The following is a 23,878-nucleotide window of genomic DNA, read 5'->3' on the forward strand; positions in this document are numbered from 1 at the left end:
CGGCGATGCGCCGGCCGCCGGTCCGGACGGTGCGCCGGCCGGCAGCGACGCCCTGCTGGCCGCGCTCGGCCACGACCCGGTCGAGCCCGATATTCTGCTGGCATCGCTGGGCATCGGCCCCGCATTATTGAGCAGCCAATTGCTTGCGCTCGAGCTCGCCGGAATGGTCGAACGCCAGCCTGGTGGCAGGGTGCAAAGAGTAGTGAAGTAAGTAGAGAAGCGGATAAGGCCGATAAACAACGGTGATGTTTCTGGACGGCAGTGGACCTTGTGACGCACTTGTGCCGGGGCGAACTTAGCTGCTACAGTAGCGTCACCATGTTCGACATCCTAGTCTACCTTTACGAGACGTATTACCGTCCCGATGCCTGTCCCGAGCCGGCCGCCCTGGCGCGCAAGCTGTCCGCCGTCGGTTTCGACGATGTCGAGATTTCCGAAGCGCTGGACTGGCTGAACGGTCTCACCGAAATGGCCGGTACCACCAATCCGGCCCTTGAATCCAGCGGTACCCGTTTCTATATTTCGCAAGAAGTCGATGCCCTCGGCAGCGCTGCCGTCGGCTTCATCCAGTTCCTCGAGCTGGCCGGTCTGCTCACCGCCTCGCAGCGCGAGATCGTCATCGAACGCGCGCTGGCGCTGGACGAATCACCGGTCACGCTGGGCAAACTGAAGATCATCGTCCTGATGCTGCTGTGGAGCCAGGGCAAGGAGCCGGACGCGCTCATGTTCGACGACCTGTTCGGGGCCGACGAAGACGAAGACGCCGAACCGCGCTTGCTACACTGATATTTCACAATCGTCATGATGAAAACGGGGCTGCGGCCCCGTTTTTTCTTGCAACAAAGCAAGATGAGGCGTATTTTCCCTCAGCATACGGGAGGCAGAGTCTACTTGCGGAGTGCGCGTCAACCCGCTTATCATTTGCGGCTACTTGTTAATTGTTACCAATAAGCTATCAACGGACGGGAATCCAGGGGATGTGATCCTGATCCGTGCGGCCGCCGTCATGTATGATGCGCGTGCCGCGACCACCGAATACATAGAGAAACCATATGACCAAAGCCCTCATCATTGCCGAGAAGCCCTCCGTGGCGAACGACATCGCCAAGGCGCTCGGCGGCTTCACCAAGCACGATGAGTATTTCGAATCCGACGAATACGTCCTGTCGTCCGCGGTGGGCCACCTGCTCGAGATCGCGGTGCCGGAGGAATACGACGTCAAGCGCGGCAAGTGGAGTTTCACTCACCTGCCGATGATCCCGCCGTACTTCGCCCTGAACCCGATCGCCAAGACCGAATCGCGCCTCAAGGTGCTGAACAAGCTGATCAAGCGCAAGGATGTCACGACCCTCATCAACGCATGCGACGCGGGCCGCGAAGGTGAACTGATCTTCCGCCTGATCGCCCAGAACGCCAAGGCCAAGCAGTCGGTCAAGCGCCTGTGGCTGCAGTCGATGACGCCGAACGCGATCCGCGACGGCTTCGCCCACCTGCGCAGCGACGAAGAGATGCTGCCGCTGGCCGACGCCGCGCGCTGCCGCTCGGAAGCGGACTGGCTGATCGGCATCAACGGCACCCGCGCCATGACCGCCTTCAACTCCAAGGAGGGCGGCTTCTTCCTGACCACCGTCGGCCGGGTCCAGACCCCGACCCTGTCGATCGTGGTCGAGCGCGAGGAAAAAATCCGCAAGTTCGTGGCGCGCGACTACTGGGAAGTGCGCGCCGAGTTCGTCTGCGCCGCCGGCGTCTACGAAGGGCGCTGGCTCGACACCAAGTTCAAGAAGGACGAGAACGATCCGGAAAAGCGTCCGGAACGCCTGTGGAGCAAGGCCGCCGCCGAATCCATCGTCGTGGCCTGCCATGGCAAGCAGGGTATCGTCACCGAGGAATCGAAGCCGACCACCTCGATGGCCCCGGCCCTGTTCGACCTGACCTCGCTGCAGCGCGAAGCCAACGGCCGCTTCGGCTTCTCGGCCAAGAACACCCTGGGCCTGGCCCAGGCCCTGTACGAGAAGCACAAGGTGCTGACCTACCCGCGTACCGATTCGCGCGCGCTGCCGGAAGACTATCTGAACACGGTCAAGCAGACCCTGGAAGTGCTGAAGGGGAACTCGAACTACCACCAGTTCGCCAAGCAGATCCTGGATAAAGGCTGGGTCAAGCCGAACAAGCGCATCTTCGACAACAGCAAGATCTCGGACCACTTCGCGATCATCCCGACCGGCGTGGTGCCGAAGAACCTGTCCGAGCCGGAACAGAAGCTCTACGACCTGGTCACGCGCCGCTTCATGGCCTTGTTCTTCCCGGCCGCCGAGTTCCTGGTCACGACCCGCTATACCGAAGTCTCGGGCCACCAGTTCAAGACCGAGGGCAAGGTCATGACCAACCCCGGCTGGCTGGCCGTGTACGGCAAGGAAGCCGCCGGCGACGACAAGGACGGCGCCAGCCTGGTGCCGGTCGCCAAGGGCGAGAAGGTGCTGGCCGACAAGGTCACGCCGAACGGCCTGGTGACCAAGCCGCCCGCACGCTACAACGAAGCGACCCTGCTGTCGGCGATGGAAGGCGCGGGCAAGCTGGTCGATTCCGACGAACTGCGCGACGCCATGGCCGGCAAGGGCCTGGGCACGCCGGCGACCCGCGCCGCCATCATCGAAGGTCTGCTGACCGAGAAATACCTGCTGCGCGAAGGCCGCGACCTGATCCCGACCGCCAAGGCGTTCCAGCTGATGACCCTGCTGCGCGGCCTGGGCGTGAACGAGCTGACCGCGCCGGAACTGACCGGCGAATGGGAATACAAGCTGTCGCAGATGGAGAAGGGCCAGATCTCGCGTGAAGAGTTCATGCGCGAGATCGCGCAGATGACCCAGATCATCGTCAAGCGCGCCAAGGAATACGACAACGACACCATCCCGGGCGAGTACGCGACGCTCAAGACGCCGTGCCCGAACTGCGCCGGCGTGGTCAAGGAAAACTACCGCCGCTTCGCCTGCACCAAGTGCGATTTCTCGATGAGCAAGGTGCCGGGCGGCCGCCAGTTCGAGATCGAGGAAGTCGAGGAACTGCTGAAGAACCGCACCATCGGTCCGCTGCAGGGCTTCCGCTCGAAGATGGGCCGTCCGTTCGCAGCGGTCCTGCGCATCGTGCGCGACGAGGACATCCACAACTACAAGCTGGAGTTCGACTTCGGCCAGGACAAGGATGAGGGCGAGGAGGGCGAAGGCGTCGACTTCAGCGGCCAGACCGCGGTCGGTCCCTGCCCGAAATGCCACGCCGGCGTCTATGAGATGCCCCTGGCCTACGTCTGCGAAAACAGCGTGGCCAAGCCCAAGACCTGCGACTTCCGCAGCAGCCGCATCATCCTGCAGCAGGAAATCCTGCCCGAGCAGATGGCCAAGCTGCTGAACGAAGGCAAGACGGATCTGCTGCCGGGCTTCGTATCGCAGCGTACGCGCCGCGCCTTCAAGGCTTTCCTGGTGCGCGGCAAGGACGGCAAGATCAGCTTCGAGTTCGAGGAGCGCAAGGCCAAGCCGGGCGCCAAGGGCAAGGCTGCGGCTGCCGACGAGGGCGGAGACGAGGGCGGCGCGGCGGTAGCGAGCAAGCCCACCGCGCGTAAGGCGGCGGCCAAGACCGCTGCCAAGACCGCCACCAAGACGGCCGCCAAGAGCGCGACCAAAACGGTAGCGGCAAAGAAAGCGCCGGCCAAGCGCGCGGCGAGCACCGCGAAGAAGGTAACGGCCGGAGAATAAACGCCTCCTGCCGGCGTCGCCGGCGTATCGTATCGAGCTGTACAGAAACCCGAAGCCGCTTGCCGGCCTCGGGTTTTTTTTGGCGCTGTTCGCGCCAAGTGTGGAATCTATTTCGTAAGCCTGCGGTCCAATGTCGACCTGAAGCGTTGACGGAGGCACCATGCAAGCACGGCAGTTCGAACAGTTCCTGCAACGTCTGTCCAGCTTGACCCGGCGGCAACGCGACCGCGTGCTCGAACTGCTGCAATCGGTAGCCGGCCTCGATCGCGTACTTGAGATCGTCGAGCAGCCCGCCGCACCACCCTGTTGCCCGCACTGCCAGGCCAGCAAACCCTATCGCCACGGCCATGCGCACGGACTGCAGCGCTACCGCTGCCGCAGTTGCCGCCGCACCTTCAACCTGCTCAGCGGCACGCCGCTGGCCCGGCTGCGCTACAAAGGGCATTGGCTCGACTACCTCGGCGGCATGCTCGACTCCCGCAGCGTGCGCCGCGCGGCGCGCGAGATCGGCGTGGCCAGTGCGACCAGTTTTCGATGGCGTCACCGCTTCCTGGCCTTGAGCAAGGATGACCGGCCGCAGCGCTTGAGCGGTATCGCCGAAGCCGATGAGATGTATGTGCTCGAATCGCACAAGGGTTCCAGAAGCCTCGACCGTCCGCCACGAAAGCGTGGTGGCAAGGCGACAAAGCGTGGGATCTCGAACGAGCAGGTGTGCATCCTGGTCGCGCGCGATCGCAGCGGCCGGACCATCGATGCCATGACCGGCAAGGGCAGCGTCAGCAAGCGGCAGTTAGTAAAGCACCTGGGGCCAAGGCTGGAGCGCGACGTGCTGCTGGTGACCGACAGCCATGCGGCCTATCCGGCATTCGCGCAGGAGCTCGGGATCTCACATGAAGCCATCAACGCGAGCGCCGGCGAACGAAGGCGCGGTGCGCTGCACATCCAGAACGTCAACGCGTACCACAGCCGGATGCGCGCCTGGCTGCTGCCATTCCGCGGCGTCGCCAGCCGCTATCTGCCCCATTACTTCGGCTGGCGCTGGGCGCTGGATGGGCGGCGGATCGCCAGTGCGGATGCCTTTTTGAGAGCGGCGCTCGGCCGGTTCAACACCTAGCGCGAACAGCGCCTTTTTTTTCGACCAGCTCCTCAGTCACTGTCTCAAAAAATTAACGGAATTGCGCACGCAATATACAAATCTGACAAGAAATCATGTATATTTCCGTGCGGCAACCGAAATTGCGACACATTTCACGTTTCGGATCCGCAAATCGCTCAATTATTGATATTCCGACATGAGACTCTTCGACCTCAATATTGCAACCCGCCTGTACCTCGGCTTTGGCGCGATCCTGGCTCTCCTGATCACGCTGGTGAGCCTGTCCTACTTCAATTTCGCGCGCCTGGGCGATGCCAACCGGATGAACGAGCATACCCACCAGGTGCTCGCCGAGGTCGACGCGGTCCTGCTGGCGCTGGTCAACACCGAAACCGGCGAGCGCGGCTTTGCCCTGACCGGCAAGGAAGCGTCGCTCGAGCCCTATAACGCCGGCAAGGACGACTTCCGCCAGCACCTGGAAGCCGCTCGCAAGCTGACCGCGGACAATCCGCACCAGCAGGCACGCCTGCAGCGTCTCGCCGACGAGCAGCAGAAGTGGCTCGACGGCGCCGTCGACCCGACCATCAAGCTGCGCCGCGCCGGCCAGGATGCCGATATCGCCGCCGTGGTGGCCGCCGAGCAGGCTGGCAAGGGCAAGCAGAGCATGGATGCGATGCGCAAGCTGCTGGCCGAGATGAAGGCCGAGGAGAACGGCTTGATGGCCGAGCGCGCCAAGGCCGCCGACGCCCGCTCGGCCTCGATGTCGCTGACCCTGATTGGCGGCGGCCTCGTTGCCGTCGTGCTGGGCCTGGCGGTGGCGATCTGGCTGGCGCGCAACATCACGGCGCCGCTCGGCTATGCGGTGAGCATCGCCCGGCGCGTGGCCGAGGGCGATCTGACGGCGCACGTGGACGTGCGCTCGAAGGACGAGACCGGCCAGCTGATGGCGGCCCTGAAGGAGATGAACGGCGCGCTGCTCGACATCGTGACCCGCGTGCGCGCCGGCACCGACACCATCGCCACCGCTTCCAGCGAGATCAATGCCGGCAACCAGGACCTGTCCTCGCGCACCGAACAGCAGGCCAGCTCGCTGGAAGAGACGGCCTCGTCGATGGAAGAGCTGACCTCGACCGTGAAGCAGAACGCCGATAACGCCCGCCAGGCCAACCAGCTGGCGGCCACGGCCTCCGAGAACGCCGTGCGCGGCGGCGAGGTGGTGGCCCAGGTGGTCAGCACCATGGGCTCGATCAACGAGTCGGCGCGCCGCATTTCGGACATCATCGGCGTCATCGACGGCATCGCCTTCCAGACCAATATCCTGGCGTTGAACGCGGCGGTGGAAGCGGCCCGTGCGGGCGAGCAGGGCCGCGGCTTCGCGGTGGTGGCCGGCGAGGTGCGCAACCTGGCCCAGCGCTCGGCCGCGGCCGCCAAGGAGATCAAGGAGCTGATCGGCGACTCGGTCGAGAAGGTCGCCACCGGTTCGCGCCTGGTCGACCAGGCGGGGCGGACGATGGAAGAGGTGGTCGGCAGCGTCAAGCGGGTGTCCGACATCATCGGCGAGATCGCCGCCGCCAGCGACGAGCAGAGCGCCGGCATCGAGCAGGTCAACCAGGCCATCACCCAGATGGACCAGGTGACCCAGCAGAATGCGGCGCTGGTCGAGCAGGCGGCGGCGGCCGCCGAGGCGATGCAGGAGCAGGCGGACGGCCTGGCGGGCCTGGTCGGCACCTTCCGCACCGGCAGCGAAGGCCGGCAGGCGGCGTCCCGCCCGGCCCGTCCGGTGCTGGCCGCGCCGCGCAAGGCGCCAGCCGTGACGGCCGGCGATGGCTGGGAAAGCTTCTGAGCCGATTCAGAAGCTGAGCCGATAAATCGGCAGTGCCTATAAGCATTGCCGATAGAGGCGTGCTACGCTCTTCCAGGTTTCGTCATCGGAAAGTGAACACGCGTGAAGGCACTGGAAAAAGTCAGCAGTTTTGTCGGCAGAACATTTTCGGCCTGGGTCCTCCTGTTTGCCTGCTTCGGCTTTTTCGCGCCCCAGCTGTTCACGGGCCACAAGGCCTGGATCACGCCCCTGCTCGGCATCGTCATGTTCGGCATGGGGCTGACCCTGTCGGCGGCGGATTTCAGGGAAGTCTTCCGCCGGCCGAAGGACGTCGCCATCGGCGTCGTCGGCCACTACCTCATCATGCCCGGCATCGCCTACGTATTGGCGGTGGCGCTGCGGCTGCCGCCGGACATCGCTGTCGGCGTGATCCTGGTCGGCTGCTGCCCTAGCGGCACCGCCTCCAACGTAATGACTTTCCTGGCGAAGGGCGATGTCGCGCTCGGGGTGTCGATCGCCTCGGTGTCGACCCTGGTCGCGCCGCTCGCCACGCCGGCCCTGGTGTCCCTGCTGGCCGGCAAATGGATGACGATTAACACGCAATCCCTGTTCCTGGATATCGTGCAGGTGGTCATCGTGCCCATCCTGCTGGGGATTGTTGCCAAGACCCTGTTCCGCCGGCAGGCGGCGGCCAGCGTCAAGGTCCTGCCGCTGGTGTCCACGGCGGCCATCGTGGTGATCGTCGCCATCGTCGTTGCCCTGAACCAGCCCAAGCTGGCGACCGGCAGCCTGCTGATCCTGGTAGCCGTGGTCCTGCACAATCTGCTGGGTTTCGCGCTCGGCTACCTGTTCGCCAGGCTGTTCGGCATGGACCTCGCCAAGCGCAAGGCGGTCATGCTGGAGACGGGCATGCAGAATTCCGGACTCGGCGCCGCCCTGGCGGCCGCGCATTTCAGTCCCCTGGCGGCGGTGCCGAGTGCGCTGTTCAGCGTCTGGCACAACCTGTCGGGTTCGGTGCTGGCGGCCTGGTTCGCGCGCAGGACCGATTGATCGCTCAGGCGCCGGCGCGATGCGCACGGCTCCCAGCATCATTTCTTCCATGTCGGGAAGGAATAAAAAAACCGCGAATCGCTTCGCGGTTCTTCAAGGTCTGCCGCAGGCAGCGTTACCGGCAGATTACTCCCGCAAGTCTTCCTGCAGCGCGCGGATGGCCGCCTCGCCGTTGCGGATCGCCTTCACGCGGCGCACGATCTCGGCGCGCCAGGCTTCGTCGGCGTCCTGTTCCGGGTCGTCGCTGTCGGTCAGCAGCAACTGCATCAGCTCGCGCTTTTCCGCTTTGGAAAGCAGCTGGATCTGTGCGGCCAGTTCTGCGACGGTAGACATCCTCATACTCCTAACAGGAAATTGTGACCAGATAATAACGTGAAGTTTATTGCGTGTCGACAGGGACCATATTATCCGTTGGTTTCCTGTCAATCAGCTTGTTATCGGGGTCGATGCCGGCCCTTGCCGGGCGTGCGTCGACCACCAGCACGACGGTCTGCTGGCGGCGTTCGACCAGGCGGCGCTCGCGTGCCAGCGGGTTGCCGTTTTCGTCGTCGACGCCGAATTCGATCCAGTCCTTCAGCGGCACCTCGTGTTCCTCGCCCAGTTCACCGGCGCGTACCTTGCCGGCGGTGGCGCGGATCGTCACCTCGTATTTGCCGTCCTGGCGGCGGTGCGCGCTGGCGCTGTCGGCGCGGTTCCCGTACAGCACGATGGACTCGAACAGGTCGTCGATCAGGTAGGCCTTGTCGGCCGGCGTCACCGCGCGCAGTTTCTCGACCAGGGTGGTGACGGTCGGGTAGGGCGCGCCGTGGAAGGCGTATTCGGCCAGCAGCTGGCGCAGCACGCCGTTGACGGCATCTTCGCCCACCAGGTCCTGCAGCAGGTACATCGCCAGGCTGCCCTTGCGGTAGTGGATGTAGGGCTGGTCCTCGTTCTGCGCCAGCGGTAGCTCGCGCTTGCGTTCCGTCGCCCGGCCCATCAGGTATTCCTCGAGGTCGTAGCGCAGGAAGCGCCGCATCTTGCTGGAGCCGAAGGTGCGCCGCATCGTCATCAGCGCCGTGTATTCGGCCAGGCTCTCCGACAGCACGGTGGCGCCGCGGGTGTCGGCGCCGATCAGCTGGTGCGCCCACCACTGGTGGCCGACTTCGTGGGCGGTCACGTAATACGGGTAGTCGATGTCCTTGCGCGATTCCGGATCGACCTTGGCGATGAAGCCGGCGCTCTCCGAGAACGCGATGGCGCCCGGCGCCGCCTGGGCATACGAGGCATAGCGCGGGAATTCGGCGATGCGCAGCTCGCGGAACTGGTAGGGGCCGAAGTGCCTGGTGCCGTATTCGAGGGCGGCCTTGGCGCCGCCGATCATGCGGTCGACGTTGAAGTCGTGGCCGGGCTGGTAGTAGACGTCGATCGTCACGTCCTGCCAGCGGTCGTGCCGCACTTCGTAGCGCGCCGACTGGAAGGTATAGAAGTTCAGGATCGGCTTGTCCATCCGGTAGTGGAAGTAGTGGCGGCCCTTGGCCATCCACTCGCTGTCCAGGGTGCCCGGCGCCACCGCGATCTGGTCGAGCGAGGTGGAGACCACGGCGTCGAAGCGGATCCAGTCGGCGTCGCTGCCGAGGTAGTTGCTGGCGCGCGCGCCCTGGTCCTCGCGCGCCGCCATGGGCTCCTTCGGCCCCAGGCCGTGGCGCTTGCGGTCGCGGTCGTCCTGCAGTTCGACATTGTGCTGGTAGCCGACGCGGGGCAGGATCGCATTGCTGAAGAAGGTGCCGTTGCCCACCACCGCCGTGTCGCGGCCCAGGCCCAGCACGCCGCCCGGCGCATCCTCCAGTTCGAATTCGAGGGCGATGCGCGCGCCCGCCGCCAGCGGCGTGGCCAGGGCGTAGCGGTAGAAGCCGCGTTTGGCGTCGGCGGACAGCAGCTTGATCCCCAACTGAGCCGCCTGCGAGAAGCGCAGACGCAGCACCGGGCCGGGCTGCTGGGTCAGGACCAGTTCCGGGATCGGCGCGCCGCTGCGGTTCTCCAGCTGGTAGGCGCCCTTCACCTTCAGGGTGCGGGTGGCCGGCATGATGTCGACCTGCAGGTCGACGTCGGTGATGCGCGGCTGCGGGAGTTTCGCGTAGCGGCGGTAGCGCAGTTCGTACTCGGCGCGCAGGCGGTCCTTGGTCCAGGCGGACTGGTAGGCGCCCACGTGTTCCAGGTTGTACCAGAGGAGCAGCCCGGATCCCAGGAACAGCAGGGCGCCCAGGCCGAAGGCACCCAGCACGCCGGGGCTCAGGCGCTGGCGCGCCAGCTGCAGGCGGTCGTGGAAGCGGTCGGTCACGCCGCGCGGCCACAGCACCAGCGCGGCCGCCAGCAGCACCAGCGCGGCGCCGCCCCAGTACACCAGCAGCGCGCGCTGCAGCGCCAGGTGGTGGCCGAAGCCGTTCATCGCCGAATAGGTCACGTCCGGCAGCGCGCCGTACAGCAGCATCGGGTGGTCCAGGCCCAGCGTGGACAAGGTGATGCTGGCCACGTAGTACAGCACCAGCACGAAGTAGCCGAGGTATTTGTGGTTGAGGATGGCCTGGACCGCGACCGCCAGCACCGCCACCAGCGCATACTTGGGCAGCAGCACGGCGAACAGGGTGAACAGGTAGAGGCCGGGCTCCAGCGCCACGTAGCCGCGGAACAGCTGGATCAGCATCCCGCACAGCATCGCCACCAGCAGCAGCACCGCCTGCAGGCCGACCAGGGCCAGGGTCTTGGACGCCAGCGGCAGCCAGCTCGGCATCGGCATCGCATCCAGCATCTGGGCCATGCGCGATTCGCGTTCGCGCCAGACCATCTCGCCGGCATAGAAGGTGGTGACGATCAGCAGGAACACCGCGAACACGTCGCGGATCAGGTCCAGCACCATGTAGGTGACCGGATAGGTGGTGGTGCCGTAGATGGTGCCCAGGTCGAGCGAGCTGACCACCAGCACCAGCACGCCGGCCAGCGCGATCACGGCAAAGTAGACGTTCTTGACCGACTCGCGCAGGTTGAGCCAGGTCGATTTCAGCAGCAGCAGGCCCAGGTTGCGGGCGGCGAAGTCGGGCGTCTCGCGCGTGTCGGCGGCCGGCTGGGGCGTGGCCGCCGCGGTCTCGCCTTCGCCGCGCGCGGCCGCGCGCCGGGCCGGCGGGCTGGCGACGAAGCTGAAGCGCCAGTAGCCGAGCAGCAGCACGACCAGCGAGAAAGCCGACCAGATCAGGCGGTTCGCCAGGTACACGCCTTCGAAGGGGACCATGCGCGTGTTGCGCTCGGCGATGGTCCAGTATTCGGTCAGGCGGATCAGGGCGGTGGTGCCGAAGGGGTCGATCAGGGCCGCCAGGGTCTTGTAGTCGAGGTCGCGCGCCAGCGAGGGCGCCACCAGGTAGCCGATCATCATCACCACGCCGGCCACGTACACCGGCAGCATGCGCCGCGTCAGCGCCGCCAGCACGAAGAAGATGGCGCCGAAGATGAATAGGTTGGGCAGCAGGGTCAGGAAGTAGGGCGCCAGGTAGGCCAGCGCCGAGAACGGGCCGACCCGCGACGGGTCGACGCCCGGCAGCAGGGTCCCCAGCAGGTTGCCCAGCACGATCGAGGAATACACCACGGCCATCGTGGCCAGGGCGCCGAGGAAGCGCCCGAACACGTAGGCCGACTTCGGAATCGGCGCGCTGAAGAAGAAGTGATGGGTCTCGTATTCGAAGTCCTGCTGCACCGAGCGGCCCAGCATGGCGGCCGCCACCACGATGCCGAAGCAGCCCAGCAGGGCCACCGACAGCGCCACCTGGCGCGGACCGTTGACCAGCACCCGGCCGCCGAAGGAGACCGTGAAATCCTTGAAGGCGCCGCCGGACGCGGCCACCCACAGCATCGCCAGCGCCAGGAAGGAGGCGAAATAGACCCAGGTCGAGAGGAGCTTCAGGCGCTGCCGGGCCTCGAACAGCGCAATGGCGTAGAGCGCGCGCATGAACTCAGCAGTTTCCCGCCGCCGCGTTGTGGCGGCCGGCGATGGTGGCGAAGTAGACGTCTTCGAGGGTGGGGTGGACGGGTTCGAAATCGTCGCCCGGATAGCGCTCGGCATACACGTGGATCATCGGGCGTCCGCTCAGCAGGCGGGTCGAGATCACCGTGTGGCGCTTCTGGAAGGCGAGCAGCTCGGGCTTGTTGACGAAGCGCGCCCAGATCTTCCCCTCGATGCCCTCGATCAGCCTGGCGGGCTCGCCGCACAGCAGCACATTGCCCTTGTTGATGATCGCCATGTTGGCGCACAGGTCGGCGACGTCGGACACGATATGGGTGGACAGGATCACGGTCTTGTCCTGGCCGATGTCGGACAGCAGGTTATGGAAGCGCACCCGCTCCTGCGGGTCGAGGCCGGCGGTCGGCTCGTCGACGATGATCAGCTGCGGATCGCCCAGCAGGGCCTGGGCGATGCCGAAGCGCTGCTTCATGCCGCCCGAGAAGGTGCCGAGGCGCTGGTCGCGCACCTCGAACAGGTTGGTCTGCTGCAGCAGGCCGTCGACCACTTCGCGCCGGCGGGCGCGGTTCGCCAGCCCTTTCAGCTGGGCGAAATGGTCGAGCAGTTCGTAAGCGGTCACTTTCGGATAGACGCCGAAATCCTGCGGCAGGTAGCCGAGCAGGCGGCGCACCTCGTCCTTTTCGTCGAGCAGGTCGATATCGTCCAGGAACACCGAGCCGGAATCGCATTCCTGCAGGGTGGCCAGGATCCGCATCAGGGTCGATTTGCCGGCGCCGTTCGGCCCGAGCAGGCCGAACATCCCGGGCGGGATGCTCAGCGTGACCCCGTCCAGCGCCACCACGCCGTTGGCGTAGGTCTTGGACAAGTTGCGGATTTCTAATTCCATAGTGAGAATCTGCGTATTTTGATGACTATTGCATTGTATTAAAAATGAGCGCCAGGGGCAGCGTCCATGCGACACACGGCAGTTTCACCGTCCCGGAATGCAAAAACGCGCGACCAGGTGCAGTGGAAACAACGTCCCAGCATACGGCAGTGAAAAATTTCTGTCCAGTTTGACAACTTCCTTTCCCTGCCGGGTGGGGGGAATATACGGCGGAGGCATATAATGGCGCTTTCAGCGTATTGAACATGCAAGCCATGGATAACCTGTCCCGCTCCATCAATCCTCTCGACAACCTGATTTCGGGCTTCGACCGCGCGCTGCGCGTGGTCGGCGGCGTGGCCAAGGCTTCGCGTCCGAATCCCGGCACCCTGGCCCAGGACTGCGAACTGAATGCCCAGGAAGCGCGCCACAGCGCCGGCCTGATGCGTGTGAACCACGTCGGCGAAGTCTGCGCCCAGGCGCTGTACGATTCGCAGTCGCGCCATGCCGGCAGCGCGGCGATGCGCGCCCAGTTCCAGCAGGCCGGCCGCGAGGAAGAAGACCACCTGGCCTGGACCGCCGAACGCCTGGCCGAACTGGGTTCCCAGCCGAGCCTCCTGAATCCGGTGTGGTATGCCGGCGCCTATGCGCTGGGGACGGTGGCGGCGCGCATGGGCGACGCCCACAGCCTGGGCTTCGTGGTCGAGACCGAGCGCCAGGTCGAAGCCCACCTGAACAGCCACCTGGACAAACTGCCGCCGCAGGACGGCAAGTCGCGCGCCATCGTCGACCAGATGCGCGTCGACGAGATCGAGCACGGCGCCAAGGCCCAGGCGATGGGCGCGGCCGAGATGCCGCTGCCGGTGCGCATGGCGATGCGGGCGATGGCCAAGGTCATGACCACCACCGCGTATTACATTTGAAGCGTTTGCGTCGCATGTAGGGTGGGCTCCCCGAGCCCACGCATTTACGCCTCGACGATCTCGAACGAGTGCGTGATCTCGGCCGTCTTGGCCAGCATGATCGAGGCCGAGCAGTACTTGTCGTGCGACAGGTTGACGGCCCGCTCCACCGCCGCCGGCTTCAGGTTGCGGCCGCTGACGATGAAATGGAAGTGGATCTTCGTGAACACCTTCGGATCGGCGTCCGCGCGTTCGGCCTTCAGCGTGACGTCGCAGCCGCGCACGTCCTCGCGGCCGCGCTTCAGGATCAGCACCACGTCATAGGCGGTGCAGCCGCCGGTACCGAGCAGCACCATCTCCATCGGGCGCGGCGCCAGGTTGTGGCCGCCGCCTTCCGGCGCGCCGTCCATGCTGACCATGTGGCCCGAGCCGGTTTCGGCCCGGAAGCTCATCCCCGACGGGCCGTTCCAGCTGACTTTGACTTCCATTGCATTCTCCCTTGCGTGATTCAGGCCGTCTATTCTAAGGCTTACACGGAGAGCACGTAGCGTTCGCTCTTCATGCGCCAGCTGGCGAAGCCGACGGCGATGGCCGCCGCCAGCGCCGAACAGGCAAAGGTCATCAGGACGGGCAGGGCGCCGATGTCGCCGCCCTTGCTCATTTCGCGCAGCAGGGTCTGGTTCGACAGCACCGGCACCATATACATCCAGTCCGCGGTCTTCAGCTCCATCATCGGCACGATGAAGGCCGGCAGCATCGGCAGGATCATCACGAAACTCAGCACGCTCTGCGCTTCCTTGAAGGATCTGGCGTTCATGGCCAGCGCCACCTGCAGCCCGGCGGCGAACAGGCACAGCGGCACGCTGACGATGCAGATCAGTAGCACCTCGGCCCAGCCCATGCTCCACGACATGCCGATCTCTTCCAGCGGCAGCCAGGACAGGATGGCATGCGCCAGCACCAGTTCGAGGGTGACGCCGATGATGGCCAGGCTGCCGGAGGTCAGCCACTTGCCGACCACCAGCTCCCAGGCCTTGGCCGGCTGCGCCATCAGCACTTCCATCGAACGGCGCTCGCGCTCGCCGGCGGTGCTGTCGACGGCGGTCGACATGCCGCAGATGAAAGCCGGCACGAACAGGATGCCGAGGATGCCGCCGATCAGGCCCGCCGAACGCGAGGCATTGGTGGCGGTATCGAAGCGCTGGACCTGGACCGGCGCCAGGGTCGCCGGCGACACGCCATGGGCCAGCAGGCGCGCGCCGGCGACGTTGGCGTTGTAGGCTTCCAGCACGCTCTCGACCTCGCGGCGGCGCGGACCGTTCTCGTCGGCCGAGTCGTACCACAGCTCGACGCGCGCCGGGCGCATCGCCGCATAGTTCTCGGTGAATTTATCGGACAGACGCAGCACCACGGCGTATTTGCGCGCCTGCAGCGCCTCGGTGATCGCCGGCTCGTCGAGTGGGCCGAGCTCCCTGGCGGTGATGTTGCGCTGCTTGAGCTGGGCCATCAGCGTGGGCGCCTGGGCGCCGCCGATGACCGCGATCTCGACGCCGTCGCGCTCCGGCTTGGTGGCGCGCTTGATGGTCTGGTTGACCACGTAGCCGATCATGATCGGGTACATCAGGGTGAACAGCGCCAGCAGGCCGAGCGTGCGGCGGTCGCGCAGGGCTTCGCGCAGCTCTTTCAGGAAGACGATCAGGAAGCTCGGTTTCATGCGGCGATCCCTTCTTCGGTGCCGACCAGGCTGACGAAGGCGTCTTCCAGGTTGGCGATGCCGGTGCGCCGGCACAGTTCTTCGGGCGAGCCCTGGGCCACCGTATGGCCCTTGGCGATGACGATCACGTCGTCGCACAGATGGGTCACTTCCTGCATCACGTGGGTGGCCATGATCACGCAGCAGCCCTCGGCGCGCAGGCTCGACAAGGCGGTGCGCAGGGCGCGCGTGCTCATCACGTCCAGGCCGCGGCTCGGTTCGTCCAGCAGCAGGTGGTGCGGGCGGTGCAGCAGCGTGCGCGCCAGCGCGACCTTGATGCGCTGGCCCTGCGAGAAGCCCTTGGCGCGGCGCTCGAGGATGTCGTCCATCTGCAGCAGCCCCGATACTTCGTCGATGCGCTGTTTCAGCGCGGGGCCGGCCATGCCGTTCAGCTCACCGAAGTACTGCAGGTATTCGCGGGTGCTGAGGCGCTCGTAGAGCCCGAACTGGTCGGTCAGGAAACCGATGTTGCGGCGTACCGCCAGCGGATCCTTTTCCGGATCGACGCCGTCGATCGCGATGCTGCCGTGGTCGCGCCTGAGCAGCCCGACCAGGGTGCGCAGGAGGGTGGTCTTGCCGGCGCCGTTGGGACCGAGCAGGGCGGTGATCTGGCCGTCGCGTGCGGTGAAGCTGACGCCGCCGAGGGCGTGCACGGAGCCGAACTGTTTGCGTACTTCCTGGACTTCTATCATGGCGGGCTGGGGATCAGGGTTGCGGGCCGGCGCTGCCGAGCTGGAAGGTCGGGGCCGGGATCTCGGACAGGCACTTGGCGTCGAGCGGGCTGGCCGGGCGGTCGAGGAATTCGCGCAGCAGGCGCGGCGCGCAGCCGAGCTGCGAGACGCCGTGGCCGGCATTCGCCACCACCAATTGCTGGGCATTGCGCATGTGGCGCGCGGCGCTTTCGGCGCGGCGCGGCGGCGTCACCGGATCGAGGGCGCCGGACAGCAGCAGGGCCGGCGCCTGGATCGTCGACGGCTCGGCATACGGCGCGGCCGGCACCGACATCAGCTTGCACAGGCCGGGAATGCGGTCGGCCAGCGGGCGCGTGAGCAGCGCCGCGTCGTCCTTCAGTAGCGCCGGCGTCATGCGCGGTACGTCCTCGGCGCAGACCACCGACAGGTACAGCAGGGTCGCGCTGGAGGCATCGCTGGCGAAGTCGCCGGCGATGTTGTGGCGCGCGATGAAGGGCTCCCAACGGCCCTGGTAGGCGCTGTGCAGCAGGAAGGGCAGGCGGCGCGCGTCGGCCGGCGAGTACAGGATGTTGTGCACGGTGCCGAGGAAGCGCGGACCGGTCATCGTGAACGTCACCTGCTGGGCCGTGCGCGGATCGGCGATCGACAGCTTGAGGCCGGCCTCGGCGCGCGCGGCCAGGGCGTCGAATTCGGCGCGCAGCTTGGGGTAGGCCTTGTTGCAGGCGGTATCGGCCCGGCATTGCGCGAACAGCTTGTCGAGCGCGGCCTGGCCGTCGCGGCCGCCGGCCGGGATCACCTGTTCCGGCGCGGCGACGCCGTCCAGCACCAGCGAACGCACGCTGTCCGGGAAGGCGCGCGCATAGGCCTGGCCGAGGCGGGTGCCGTAGGAGCCGCCCCAGACGTTGATCTTGCCGTAGCCGAGGGCGCGGCGGACCTGCTCGATGTCGCGTGCGGCGGCCGCCGTGGTGTAGGCGGCGAAGGGCGCCGGCTTGCTGCCGATGCAGCGGCGCAGTCCGGCTTCGATCTCGGCGTCGCTCAGCATTTCTTCGTTGGGCGGGGTCTCGCAATCGAGCTTGCCGGACAGGCCGGTGCCGCGCTGGTCGATGAAGACGATGTCGCGGGTGGCGCGCACGCGCTTGAAGGCGGCCGACAGCAGCGGCAGCACGTCGCTGCCGGCCTGGCCGGGACCGCCGGCCAGCACGAACAGCGGATCGGGGCGCGCCGGCTCGCGGAAGGCCGGGGCCACCGTCACGTGCAGCTTCAGGCCGGCGGCCGCGGGCGCGGCATAGTCGAGCGGGACGGGAATGGACAGGCAGCGCAGCGTTTCCTCGGCGCCGGGCAGGTGGCAGCTGCGGGCGGCCGGCTTGGCGGCCGCACTGGTGCCGGCGGAGGCAGCCGAAGCGGCGGAGGCTGCGGAGGCGGCGGGTGGTGCGGCAAGCGCCGACGCCGAGTACAGCAGGGCGAACAGGGCAGGCAGGATCGGACGGATTTTCACGGAGTCTCCTCTACGACGTTACCCATAGTAAATTGCTATTCTTTTGTGGGTCAACAAATAGTTGCATATATGCATTAACCTTCTTTGCGCTGGATCACCATGCGGAGTGTGGGGTATGCGTCAAGGCTGGCTTGACTGGGGAGCCCCCGATCAGCTATGATCGTGGGCTTTCCATTTGCTCAGGAAAAGACAATAAGGCAGAGTCCGCGGTTGGCAGCATCGACGAGCGGAACCACCATTTGAGCATTTACACCTAGATATAGGAAGTCAACATGAAAACTTTTTCCGCTAAGGGCCATGAAGTCCAGCGCGATTGGTACGTGATTGACGCGACGGACAAAGTCCTCGGACGTGTTGCCAGCGAAGTGGCACGCCGACTGCGCGGCAAACACAAGCCGGAATTTACTCCGCACGTCGACACCGGTGACTTTATCGTCGTCGTCAACGCAGGCAAGCTGCGCGTGACCGGCACCAAGGCCACCCAGAAGACCTACTACCGTCACTCGGGCTACCCGGGCGGTATCTACGAAACCAACTTCCTGAAAATGCAACAGCGCTTCCCGGGCCGCGCCCTGGAAAAGGCTGTCAAAGGCATGCTGCCGAAGGGCCCGCTGGGCTACGCCATGATCAAGAAGCTGAAGGTCTATGCGGAAGGTACCCACCCGCACGCAGCCCAGCAACCGCAAGCACTCGATTTCTAAGGAACTGACATGATCGGTAACTACAATTACGGCACCGGCCGTCGCAAGAGTGCAGTCGCCCGCGTGTTCATCAAAGCTGGCACCGGCCAGATCATCGTGAACGGCAAACCGGCCGCCGAGTACTTCTCGCGCGAAACCGGCCTGATGGTCATCCGTCAGCCGCTGGAACTGACCGGCAACGTCGAGCGTTTCGACATCAAGGTCAACGTGCATGGCGGCGGCGAGTCCGGCCAGGCAGGTGCAGTGCGCCACGGCATCACCCGTGCACTGATCGACTACGACGCAGGCCTGAAGGGCGACCTGGCACGTGCCGGTTTCGTCACCCGTGACGCCCGTGAAGTCGAGCGTAAGAAAGTTGGTCTGCGCAAAGCACGTCGCGCAAAGCAATTCTCGAAGCGTTAATTGGATCTGCAGCGCCCTGCGCTGCTGCCAGACAGAAAGCCGCCCGCTGCAAAGCCGGCGGCTTTTTTGTTACCTCAGAATTCGGGTCAAAATTCGGGGTCAGAAAATTCGGGGTCAGAGCACTTTTTCGCATGCTGAAAAAGTGCTCTGACCCCGAATTTTCGCTCTGACCCCGAATTTTCGGTGACGCTGCTAAAATTGCAGCCTCGTCCTCGCTGGGCCTTATTTATCTTTACGAAGGAAAGAACATGATCAAAGTTGGCATCGTTGGTGGTACTGGTTACACGGGCGTGGAGCTGCTGCGCCTGCTGTCAGCCCATCCCGAGGTGCAGCTGACCGCCATCACCTCGCGCAAGGAAGACGGCCTGCCGGTGGCGGACATGTTCCCGTCGCTGCGCGGCCACGTCGACCTGGCCTTCTCGAGCCCGGACAAGGCCGACCTGACCCAGTGCGACGTGGTGTTCTTCGCCACCCCGCACGGCGTCGCCATGGCCCAGGCCCCGGCGCTGCTGGCCGCCGGCGTGAAAGTCATCGACCTGGCCGCCGACTTCCGCCTGAAGGACCGCGCCGCCTTCGAGAAGTGGTACAAGATGGAGCACACCGCGCCGGAACTGATCGAAGAAGCCGTGTACGGCCTGCCGGAACTGAACCGCGAAGACATCAAGCAGGCCCGCCTGATCGCCAACCCGGGCTGCTACCCGACCACCATGCAGCTGGGCTTCTACCCGCTGCTGAAGGCCGGCCTGGTCGACGCCGGCAACCTGATCGCCGACAGCAAGTCGGGCGTGTCCGGCGCCGGCCGCAAGGCCGAGATCGGCACCCTGTTCTCGGAAGCCAGCGACAACTTCAAGGCCTACGGCGTGGCCGGCCACCGCCACACCCCGGAGACCTCGGCCCAGCTGCAGCGCTATACCGACCAGAAAGTCGGCCTGATCTTCACGCCCCACCTGGTGCCGATGATCCGCGGCATGCACTCGACCCTGTACGCGCGCCTGACGAAGGAGATCGACAACGCCGCCCTGCAGGCCCTGTTCGAGGATGCCTACCGCGACGCCGAATTCGTCGACGTGATGCCCTTCGGCTCGCACCCGGAAACCCGCTCGACCCGCGGCTCGAACATGCTGCGCATCGCGCTGCACCGTCCGGATGGCGGCGACACCGTGGTGATCCTGGTGGTGCAGGACAACCTGGTCAAGGGCGCCGCCGGCCAGGCCGTGCAATGCATGAACCTGATGTTCGGCGTGCCGGAAAACATGGGCCTGCAGCAAATCGCGCTGCTGCCGTAAGGAAGCGCGCCTCCCCTCGCAAGGGTTGCCGACAAGATGCAGATCAAGGCAGGTGATGTTGAGCACGGTAAATTGATCTTTGCACTAGCTTGCTTGGCAACGCATCACAACGCGAGGGGAGTCCCATGTTCGGTCGTAATGCAAAAAGCGAAATCGATAGCCTGATCGGCATTTCCGCACGCATCGAGGGCGACCTGGTATTCACCGGCGGCCTGCGCATCGACGGCGAGGTGCATGGCAACGTGATTGCCGGCGATGCCGCCGCCGACAGCGTCCTGATCGTCTCCGAGCACGCGCGCATCGAGGGCGAGGTGCGCTGCGCCAACCTGGTCGTCAACGGCTACATCGCCGGGACGGTACGCTCGACGGAACTGCTTGAATTACAGCCGAAAGGCCGCATACATGGGGATGTCCATTACCGCCTGCTGGAAATGCATGGCGGCGCCCTGGTGACGGGCAAGCTGACCCACGAAGCCGCGTCGATCCCGGCCACCGAGCCGGTGTTTCATTTGGGCGTCGCGGCGGAAGGGGCATCAGCATGACTGGCGCCAACCGTCTATAATGGACGAAATCCGAATTCAATCAGGAGTTTATCCATGACCGCAATCGCCGAATTGCATCGCTCGCAAGAGCAGGACACCATGCCGTCGCCCATCAACTTCACCGACAGCGCCGCCGAGAAGGTCGCCCAGCTGATCGAGGAAGAGGGCAATCCCGACCTGAAACTGCGCGTGTTCGTTCAGGGCGGCGGTTGCTCGGGCTTCCAGTACGGCTTCACCTTCGACGAGATCATGAACGACGATGACACCGCCATGGAAAAGAACGGCGTCACCCTGCTGATCGACTCGATGAGCTACCAGTACCTGGTCGGCGCCGAGATCGACTACAAGGACGACCTCGAAGGCGCCCAGTTCGTCATCAAGAACCCGAACGCCACCTCGACCTGCGGCTGCGGTTCCTCGTTCTCGGCGTAATCGTTCTTCGCATTCATCGAATGGCCGCCCCGGCATTGCCGCGGCGGCCATTTTATTGTCATGCCGGCGCGCGCCGGTAAGCCATGCCGATCGATGCCGGCGCCGTCGGCACGAAACCGAATTGCGCGTACAGGGCATGCGCCTTGCCGTCGGCGATCAGGCTGACGTAGCCGCTGTCCGGCACCTCGCGCTCGATATAGGCCATGATCTCGCGCATGATGGCCTTGCCGAGTCCCTGGCCCTGGTGGGCCGGCAGGACGGCAATGTCGACCACCTGGAAGAAGCAGCCGCCGTCGCCGATCACGCGGCCCATGCCGACCGGTGCGCCTTCATGCAGGATCTGCACGGCAAACAAGGTATTCGGCAAGCCTCTCGCGGCCGCCTCCACCGTCTTCGGGCTCAGGCCGGCGCCCACGCGCAGCATGCGGTAGGTATCGATCGAGGGTGTGGACAGCTGCGTAATATATTGTGTCATCGAACGCCTCTCAGGCTGGATACAGGGCGCCGAGCACGCGCAGGCCCGCCGCGCCGGTCACCGCCGGCAGGTTGCCCGGCTGGCGCCGCGTGAAGCGGTAGCCCAGCCAGGCGAAGGCCAGCGCCTCGACCCGGTTCGGCGCCACGCCGAGTTCCTCGGTGGAGGCCACCGGAATCCCGCCGCCGAGCGCCTCGGCGATGTCTTTCAGCAGCACGCCGTTATAGGCGCCTCCGCCGCACACGTAGACGGCCTGGGCCGGCCGGCCGGCGGTCGCCTCCTGGATCGCCTGCGCGATCGTCACCGCCGTCAGGCGCGTCAGGGTGGCCTGGACGTCGGCCGGTGCCAGGCCGGGACGCTGGGCCAGCTTCGCATCCAGCCATTCAGCATGGAAGAGGTCGCGGCCCGTGCTCTTGGGCGGCGGCTGGCGGAAATAGGGTTCGTCGAGCAGGATCTCCAGCAATTGTTCATCGACCTTGCCGGCCGCCGCGAAGGCGCCATCCTCGTCATAGGGCTTGCCGGTGTGGCGCGCAACCCACAAATCCATCAGGACATTGCCGGGACCGGTATCGAAGCCGCTCACGCGGCCGTCGCCGTGCAGCACGCTGATATTGCCGATGCCGCCGATATTCACCACCACCCTCAGCATTTTCGGCTTGCCGAAGCGGGCTTCATGGAAAGCCGGCACCAGCGGCGCGCCCTGGCCGCCGGCGGCGATGTCGCGCGTGCGGAAATCGGCGATCACGTCGACCCCCGTCAACTCGGCCAGCAGGGCCGGATTATTGGTCTGGCGCGTAAAACCCAGTTCCGGGCGGTGGCGGATGGTCTGGCCATGCACGGCCACGGCGCGCACCGGACCCGGGGCCCGGGCCAGCAGTTGCTGTACGCAATCGGCATAGCAGCGCGCCAGCGCGTTCGCGGCCAGGGCTTCGCGTTCCAGTTCGTTCTCGCTGGCCGCCTGCAGGGCCATCAGTTCGGTACGCAGTTCGGCAGGGAAGGGCGTGAAGGCGGCGTCCAGGGTGCGGATGCCGCGGCCGGAAAAATCGGCCAGGACGCCGTCGACGCCGTCCAGGCTGGTGCCTGACATCAGGCCGATGTAGAGGGAAGAAGCGGACATATTCTATGTAGTCGGATGGGATCAGGGCCCGCCCGTGAGAACCGGGCCCTGACCCCATGAACAAGATTGAACAAAACAAAAGCGCCTTGCACTCTACAGTGCAAGGCGCTTCATTCTATCTACGGTTCAGCTGCAGCTCAGCGCGCAGCCATCGCGTTGCCGGCCGGATTCAGCAGCGAGAAGCGGTGCGACATCTCGGTGGCGGCCATGCGGAAGCGCGACAGTTCGCCGGCGTTCAGCGGCTGGGCCTGCAGGTTCTTCAGCTTCATCGGGTCGGTAGCCTGGCCGCCGATACGGAATTCGTAGTGCAGGTGCGGGCCGGTTGCCCAGCCGGTCGCGCCGACGTAGCCGATCACGTCGCCCTGATGGACCTTCTCGCCGCGGCGCAGGCCGCTGGCGAAACGGCTCATGTGGCCGTAGGCGGTGCTGTAGTTCGACCAGTGCTTGAGCACGACCATGTTGCCGTAGCCGTTCGACACGCCGACGAAATCGACGGTGCCGTCGCCGGCGGCGCGGATCGGGGTGCCCATCGGCGCGGCCATGTCGACACCCTTGTGCGCTTTCCACACATTGAACACCGGGTGCATGCGCATCGAGAAGCCGGAGGAGATGCGGCTGAAGGCGACCGGCGACTTCAGGAAGGCTTTCTTCAGCGATTGGCCGTCCAGGCTGTAGTAGCCGCCCTGGTGGCTGACCGGGTCTTCGTACCAGACCGACTGGTAGGCGGTGCCGCGGTTGATGAACTCGCCGGCCAGCACGCGGCCGGTACGGACCAGTTCGCCATCCTGGTAGAAGTTTTCATAGACGACGTTGAAACGGTCGCCGCGCTTCAGGTCCGTGCGGAAGTCGATGTTGGTCGAGAACATCTCGATGATCTGGTTGACCACCGAATCCGGGATCTGGCCGCCGTCGACGTTGGCGTCGGTGGCGGCGTACAGCGAGGTGCTGATTTCGCGCGAACGCATCTCGACGCGGCGCTCGAGTTCGGCCGGCGTCTTGGTGACGACGAACTTGTCGCCCTTGCGCGTCACGGTAACGGTATTAAATTGATCCTTGTCGACGGCGATGGTGGCGCGCAGCGTCAGCATCAGGCCGTTCTCGTCGGTCTCGGCCTGGATGCGCTTGCCGGTCTTGAGGGAGAGGATGCTGCGGGCCAGCTTGTCGTTGCGGACGAAGGCTGCTGCCTGCTGGTCGTCGATGCCGAGGCGGGTGAAGACGGAGCCGAGCGAGTCGCCCGGGCGGATGCGTTCTTCGTGGATGAATTCCTGCTGGTCTTGCTGCAGCGCGGCGATCTGGTCAGCCAGGTTCGGCAGTTGCAGGTCTTGTGCGATGGACTTGACAGGAATGTCGGAGGCGTCCGGCGCGATCGGGGCGACTGCGGTCGCGCCGAAGGCACATAGGGCCAGCGCAGCGGCGCCGCCCGCAATGATGCGGGTTTTACGGCTGGTCTCTGCGAGACCGAACCAGCGCTTGCCGGTGATTTTCTGTATTGGGTTCATGCAATCAGTTAAAATTTACCG

At 65.4% G+C, this 23,878-nt stretch carries 22 protein-coding genes; 12 read left to right on the forward strand and 10 right to left on the reverse strand.

All coding sequences use genetic code 11. The features are described 5' to 3' along the window. From AC1DOQ_RS00005 to AC1DOQ_RS00030, 6 genes are all read left to right on the forward strand, one after another. Nucleotides 1-211 (forward strand): DprA-like winged helix domain-containing protein (locus AC1DOQ_RS00005; protein ID WP_477358711.1); only part of this gene is annotated, 211 nt, incomplete at its 5' end. A gap of 107 nt (nt 212-318) precedes the next feature. Further along, the gene (locus tag AC1DOQ_RS00010) at nt 319-786 is read left to right on the forward strand and encodes a Smg family protein (protein WP_442124035.1); all 468 of its coding nucleotides are present in this window, start codon (nt 319-321) and stop codon (nt 784-786) included. Between the two features lie 266 nt (nt 787-1,052). Then, nucleotides 1,053-3,746, forward strand: coding sequence for a DNA topoisomerase III (locus AC1DOQ_RS00015; RefSeq protein WP_477358714.1), 2,694 nt, complete (start codon nt 1,053-1,055; stop codon nt 3,744-3,746). A 160-nt stretch (nt 3,747-3,906) separates the two neighbouring features. After that, complete coding sequence (locus tag AC1DOQ_RS00020; protein ID WP_477358717.1) at nt 3,907-4,860, forward strand: IS1595 family transposase; 954 nt, start codon at nt 3,907-3,909, stop codon at nt 4,858-4,860. A gap of 178 nt (nt 4,861-5,038) precedes the next feature. Beyond that, nucleotides 5,039-6,685 carry a methyl-accepting chemotaxis protein gene (locus AC1DOQ_RS00025; RefSeq protein ID WP_477358720.1) on the forward strand — a complete coding sequence of 549 codons (1,647 nt, stop codon included), beginning with the start codon at nt 5,039-5,041 and terminating at the stop codon, nt 6,683-6,685. Nucleotides 6,686-6,787: 102 nt separating this feature from the next. Next, entirely contained in the window at nt 6,788-7,714 is a 927-nt protein-coding gene (locus AC1DOQ_RS00030) for a bile acid:sodium symporter family protein (protein ID WP_477358723.1), read from the forward strand. Nucleotides 7,715-7,840: 126 nt separating this feature from the next. Here AC1DOQ_RS00030 and AC1DOQ_RS00035 read toward each other — a convergent pair whose 3' ends face one another. From AC1DOQ_RS00035 to AC1DOQ_RS00045, 3 genes are read right to left on the reverse strand one after another with little or no spacing between them, the layout of a single operon-like run. Continuing rightward, entirely contained in the window at nt 7,841-8,047 is a 207-nt protein-coding gene (locus tag AC1DOQ_RS00035) for an addiction module protein (RefSeq protein ID WP_477358726.1), read from the reverse strand. A 46-nt stretch (nt 8,048-8,093) separates the two neighbouring features. After that, nucleotides 8,094-11,687: a M1 family aminopeptidase gene (locus AC1DOQ_RS00040; RefSeq protein WP_477358729.1), complete on the reverse strand. Its 3,594-nt coding sequence runs from the start codon at nt 11,685-11,687 to the stop codon at nt 8,094-8,096. 4 nt (nt 11,688-11,691) lie between these two features. Further along, nucleotides 11,692-12,585, reverse strand: a complete 894-nt coding sequence (locus tag AC1DOQ_RS00045; RefSeq protein ID WP_477358732.1) for an ABC transporter ATP-binding protein — start codon at nt 12,583-12,585, stop codon at nt 11,692-11,694. Nucleotides 12,586-12,839: 254 nt separating this feature from the next. Here AC1DOQ_RS00045 and coq7 point away from each other — a divergent pair, with 254 nt between their 5' ends. Further along, entirely contained in the window at nt 12,840-13,487 is a 648-nt protein-coding gene (gene coq7 / locus AC1DOQ_RS00050; protein ID WP_477358735.1) for a 2-polyprenyl-3-methyl-6-methoxy-1,4-benzoquinone monooxygenase, read from the forward strand. A gap of 44 nt (nt 13,488-13,531) precedes the next feature. On the opposite strand, the gene AC1DOQ_RS00055 is transcribed toward coq7, so the two are convergent. The 4 genes from AC1DOQ_RS00055 to AC1DOQ_RS00070 are packed head-to-tail and all read right to left on the reverse strand — an operon-like array spanning nt 13,532 to nt 17,406. Next, complete coding sequence (locus AC1DOQ_RS00055; RefSeq protein ID WP_442124028.1) at nt 13,532-13,954, reverse strand: OsmC family protein; 423 nt, start codon at nt 13,952-13,954, stop codon at nt 13,532-13,534. A 41-nt stretch (nt 13,955-13,995) separates the two neighbouring features. Beyond that, nucleotides 13,996-15,180 (reverse strand): ABC transporter permease, encoded by a 1,185-nt coding sequence (locus tag AC1DOQ_RS00060; RefSeq protein ID WP_477358738.1) that lies wholly within the window; start codon nt 15,178-15,180, stop codon nt 13,996-13,998. Then, nucleotides 15,177-15,911, reverse strand: a complete 735-nt coding sequence (locus AC1DOQ_RS00065) for an ABC transporter ATP-binding protein (protein WP_477358741.1) — start codon at nt 15,909-15,911, stop codon at nt 15,177-15,179. The genes AC1DOQ_RS00060 and AC1DOQ_RS00065 overlap by 4 nt, the downstream gene beginning before the upstream one ends. Nucleotides 15,912-15,924: 13 nt before the next feature. Then, nucleotides 15,925-17,406, reverse strand: coding sequence for an alpha/beta fold hydrolase (locus AC1DOQ_RS00070; protein WP_477358744.1), 1,482 nt, complete (start codon nt 17,404-17,406; stop codon nt 15,925-15,927). A gap of 272 nt (nt 17,407-17,678) precedes the next feature. On the opposite strand from AC1DOQ_RS00070, the gene rplM reads away from it, so the two are divergent. The 5 genes from rplM (at nt 17,679) to erpA (ending at nt 20,769) form a co-directional block, all read left to right on the forward strand. Further along, nucleotides 17,679-18,107 carry a 50S ribosomal protein L13 gene (gene rplM, locus AC1DOQ_RS00075; RefSeq protein WP_258844852.1) on the forward strand — a complete coding sequence of 143 codons (429 nt, stop codon included), beginning with the start codon at nt 17,679-17,681 and terminating at the stop codon, nt 18,105-18,107. Nucleotides 18,108-18,116: 9 nt separating this feature from the next. Next, complete coding sequence (gene rpsI / locus AC1DOQ_RS00080; protein ID WP_028102305.1) at nt 18,117-18,509, forward strand: 30S ribosomal protein S9; 393 nt, start codon at nt 18,117-18,119, stop codon at nt 18,507-18,509. 248 nt (nt 18,510-18,757) lie between these two features. Further along, nucleotides 18,758-19,795 (forward strand): N-acetyl-gamma-glutamyl-phosphate reductase, encoded by a 1,038-nt coding sequence (gene argC, locus AC1DOQ_RS00085; RefSeq protein ID WP_477358748.1) that lies wholly within the window; start codon nt 18,758-18,760, stop codon nt 19,793-19,795. Nucleotides 19,796-19,920: 125 nt separating this feature from the next. Further along, nucleotides 19,921-20,337, forward strand: a complete 417-nt coding sequence (locus AC1DOQ_RS00090; RefSeq protein WP_477358751.1) for a bactofilin family protein — start codon at nt 19,921-19,923, stop codon at nt 20,335-20,337. A gap of 54 nt (nt 20,338-20,391) precedes the next feature. Further along, entirely contained in the window at nt 20,392-20,769 is a 378-nt protein-coding gene (erpA, locus tag AC1DOQ_RS00095; protein WP_477358754.1) for an iron-sulfur cluster insertion protein ErpA, read from the forward strand. Nucleotides 20,770-20,827: 58 nt separating this feature from the next. Here erpA and AC1DOQ_RS00100 read toward each other — a convergent pair whose 3' ends face one another. From AC1DOQ_RS00100 to AC1DOQ_RS00110, 3 genes are all read right to left on the reverse strand, one after another. Then, nucleotides 20,828-21,244, reverse strand: coding sequence for a GNAT family N-acetyltransferase (locus tag AC1DOQ_RS00100; protein ID WP_477358757.1), 417 nt, complete (start codon nt 21,242-21,244; stop codon nt 20,828-20,830). Between the two features lie 10 nt (nt 21,245-21,254). Then, on the reverse strand, nt 21,255-22,358 hold the full coding sequence (locus AC1DOQ_RS00105) for an anhydro-N-acetylmuramic acid kinase (protein ID WP_477358760.1): 1,104 nt from the start codon (nt 22,356-22,358) through the stop codon (nt 21,255-21,257). 137 nt (nt 22,359-22,495) lie between these two features. Continuing rightward, nucleotides 22,496-23,857: a M23 family metallopeptidase gene (locus AC1DOQ_RS00110; protein WP_477358763.1), complete on the reverse strand. Its 1,362-nt coding sequence runs from the start codon at nt 23,855-23,857 to the stop codon at nt 22,496-22,498. Nucleotides 23,858-23,878 lie beyond the last annotated feature (21 nt).

This window comes from Massilia sp. 01N417 (assembly GCF_056399645.1).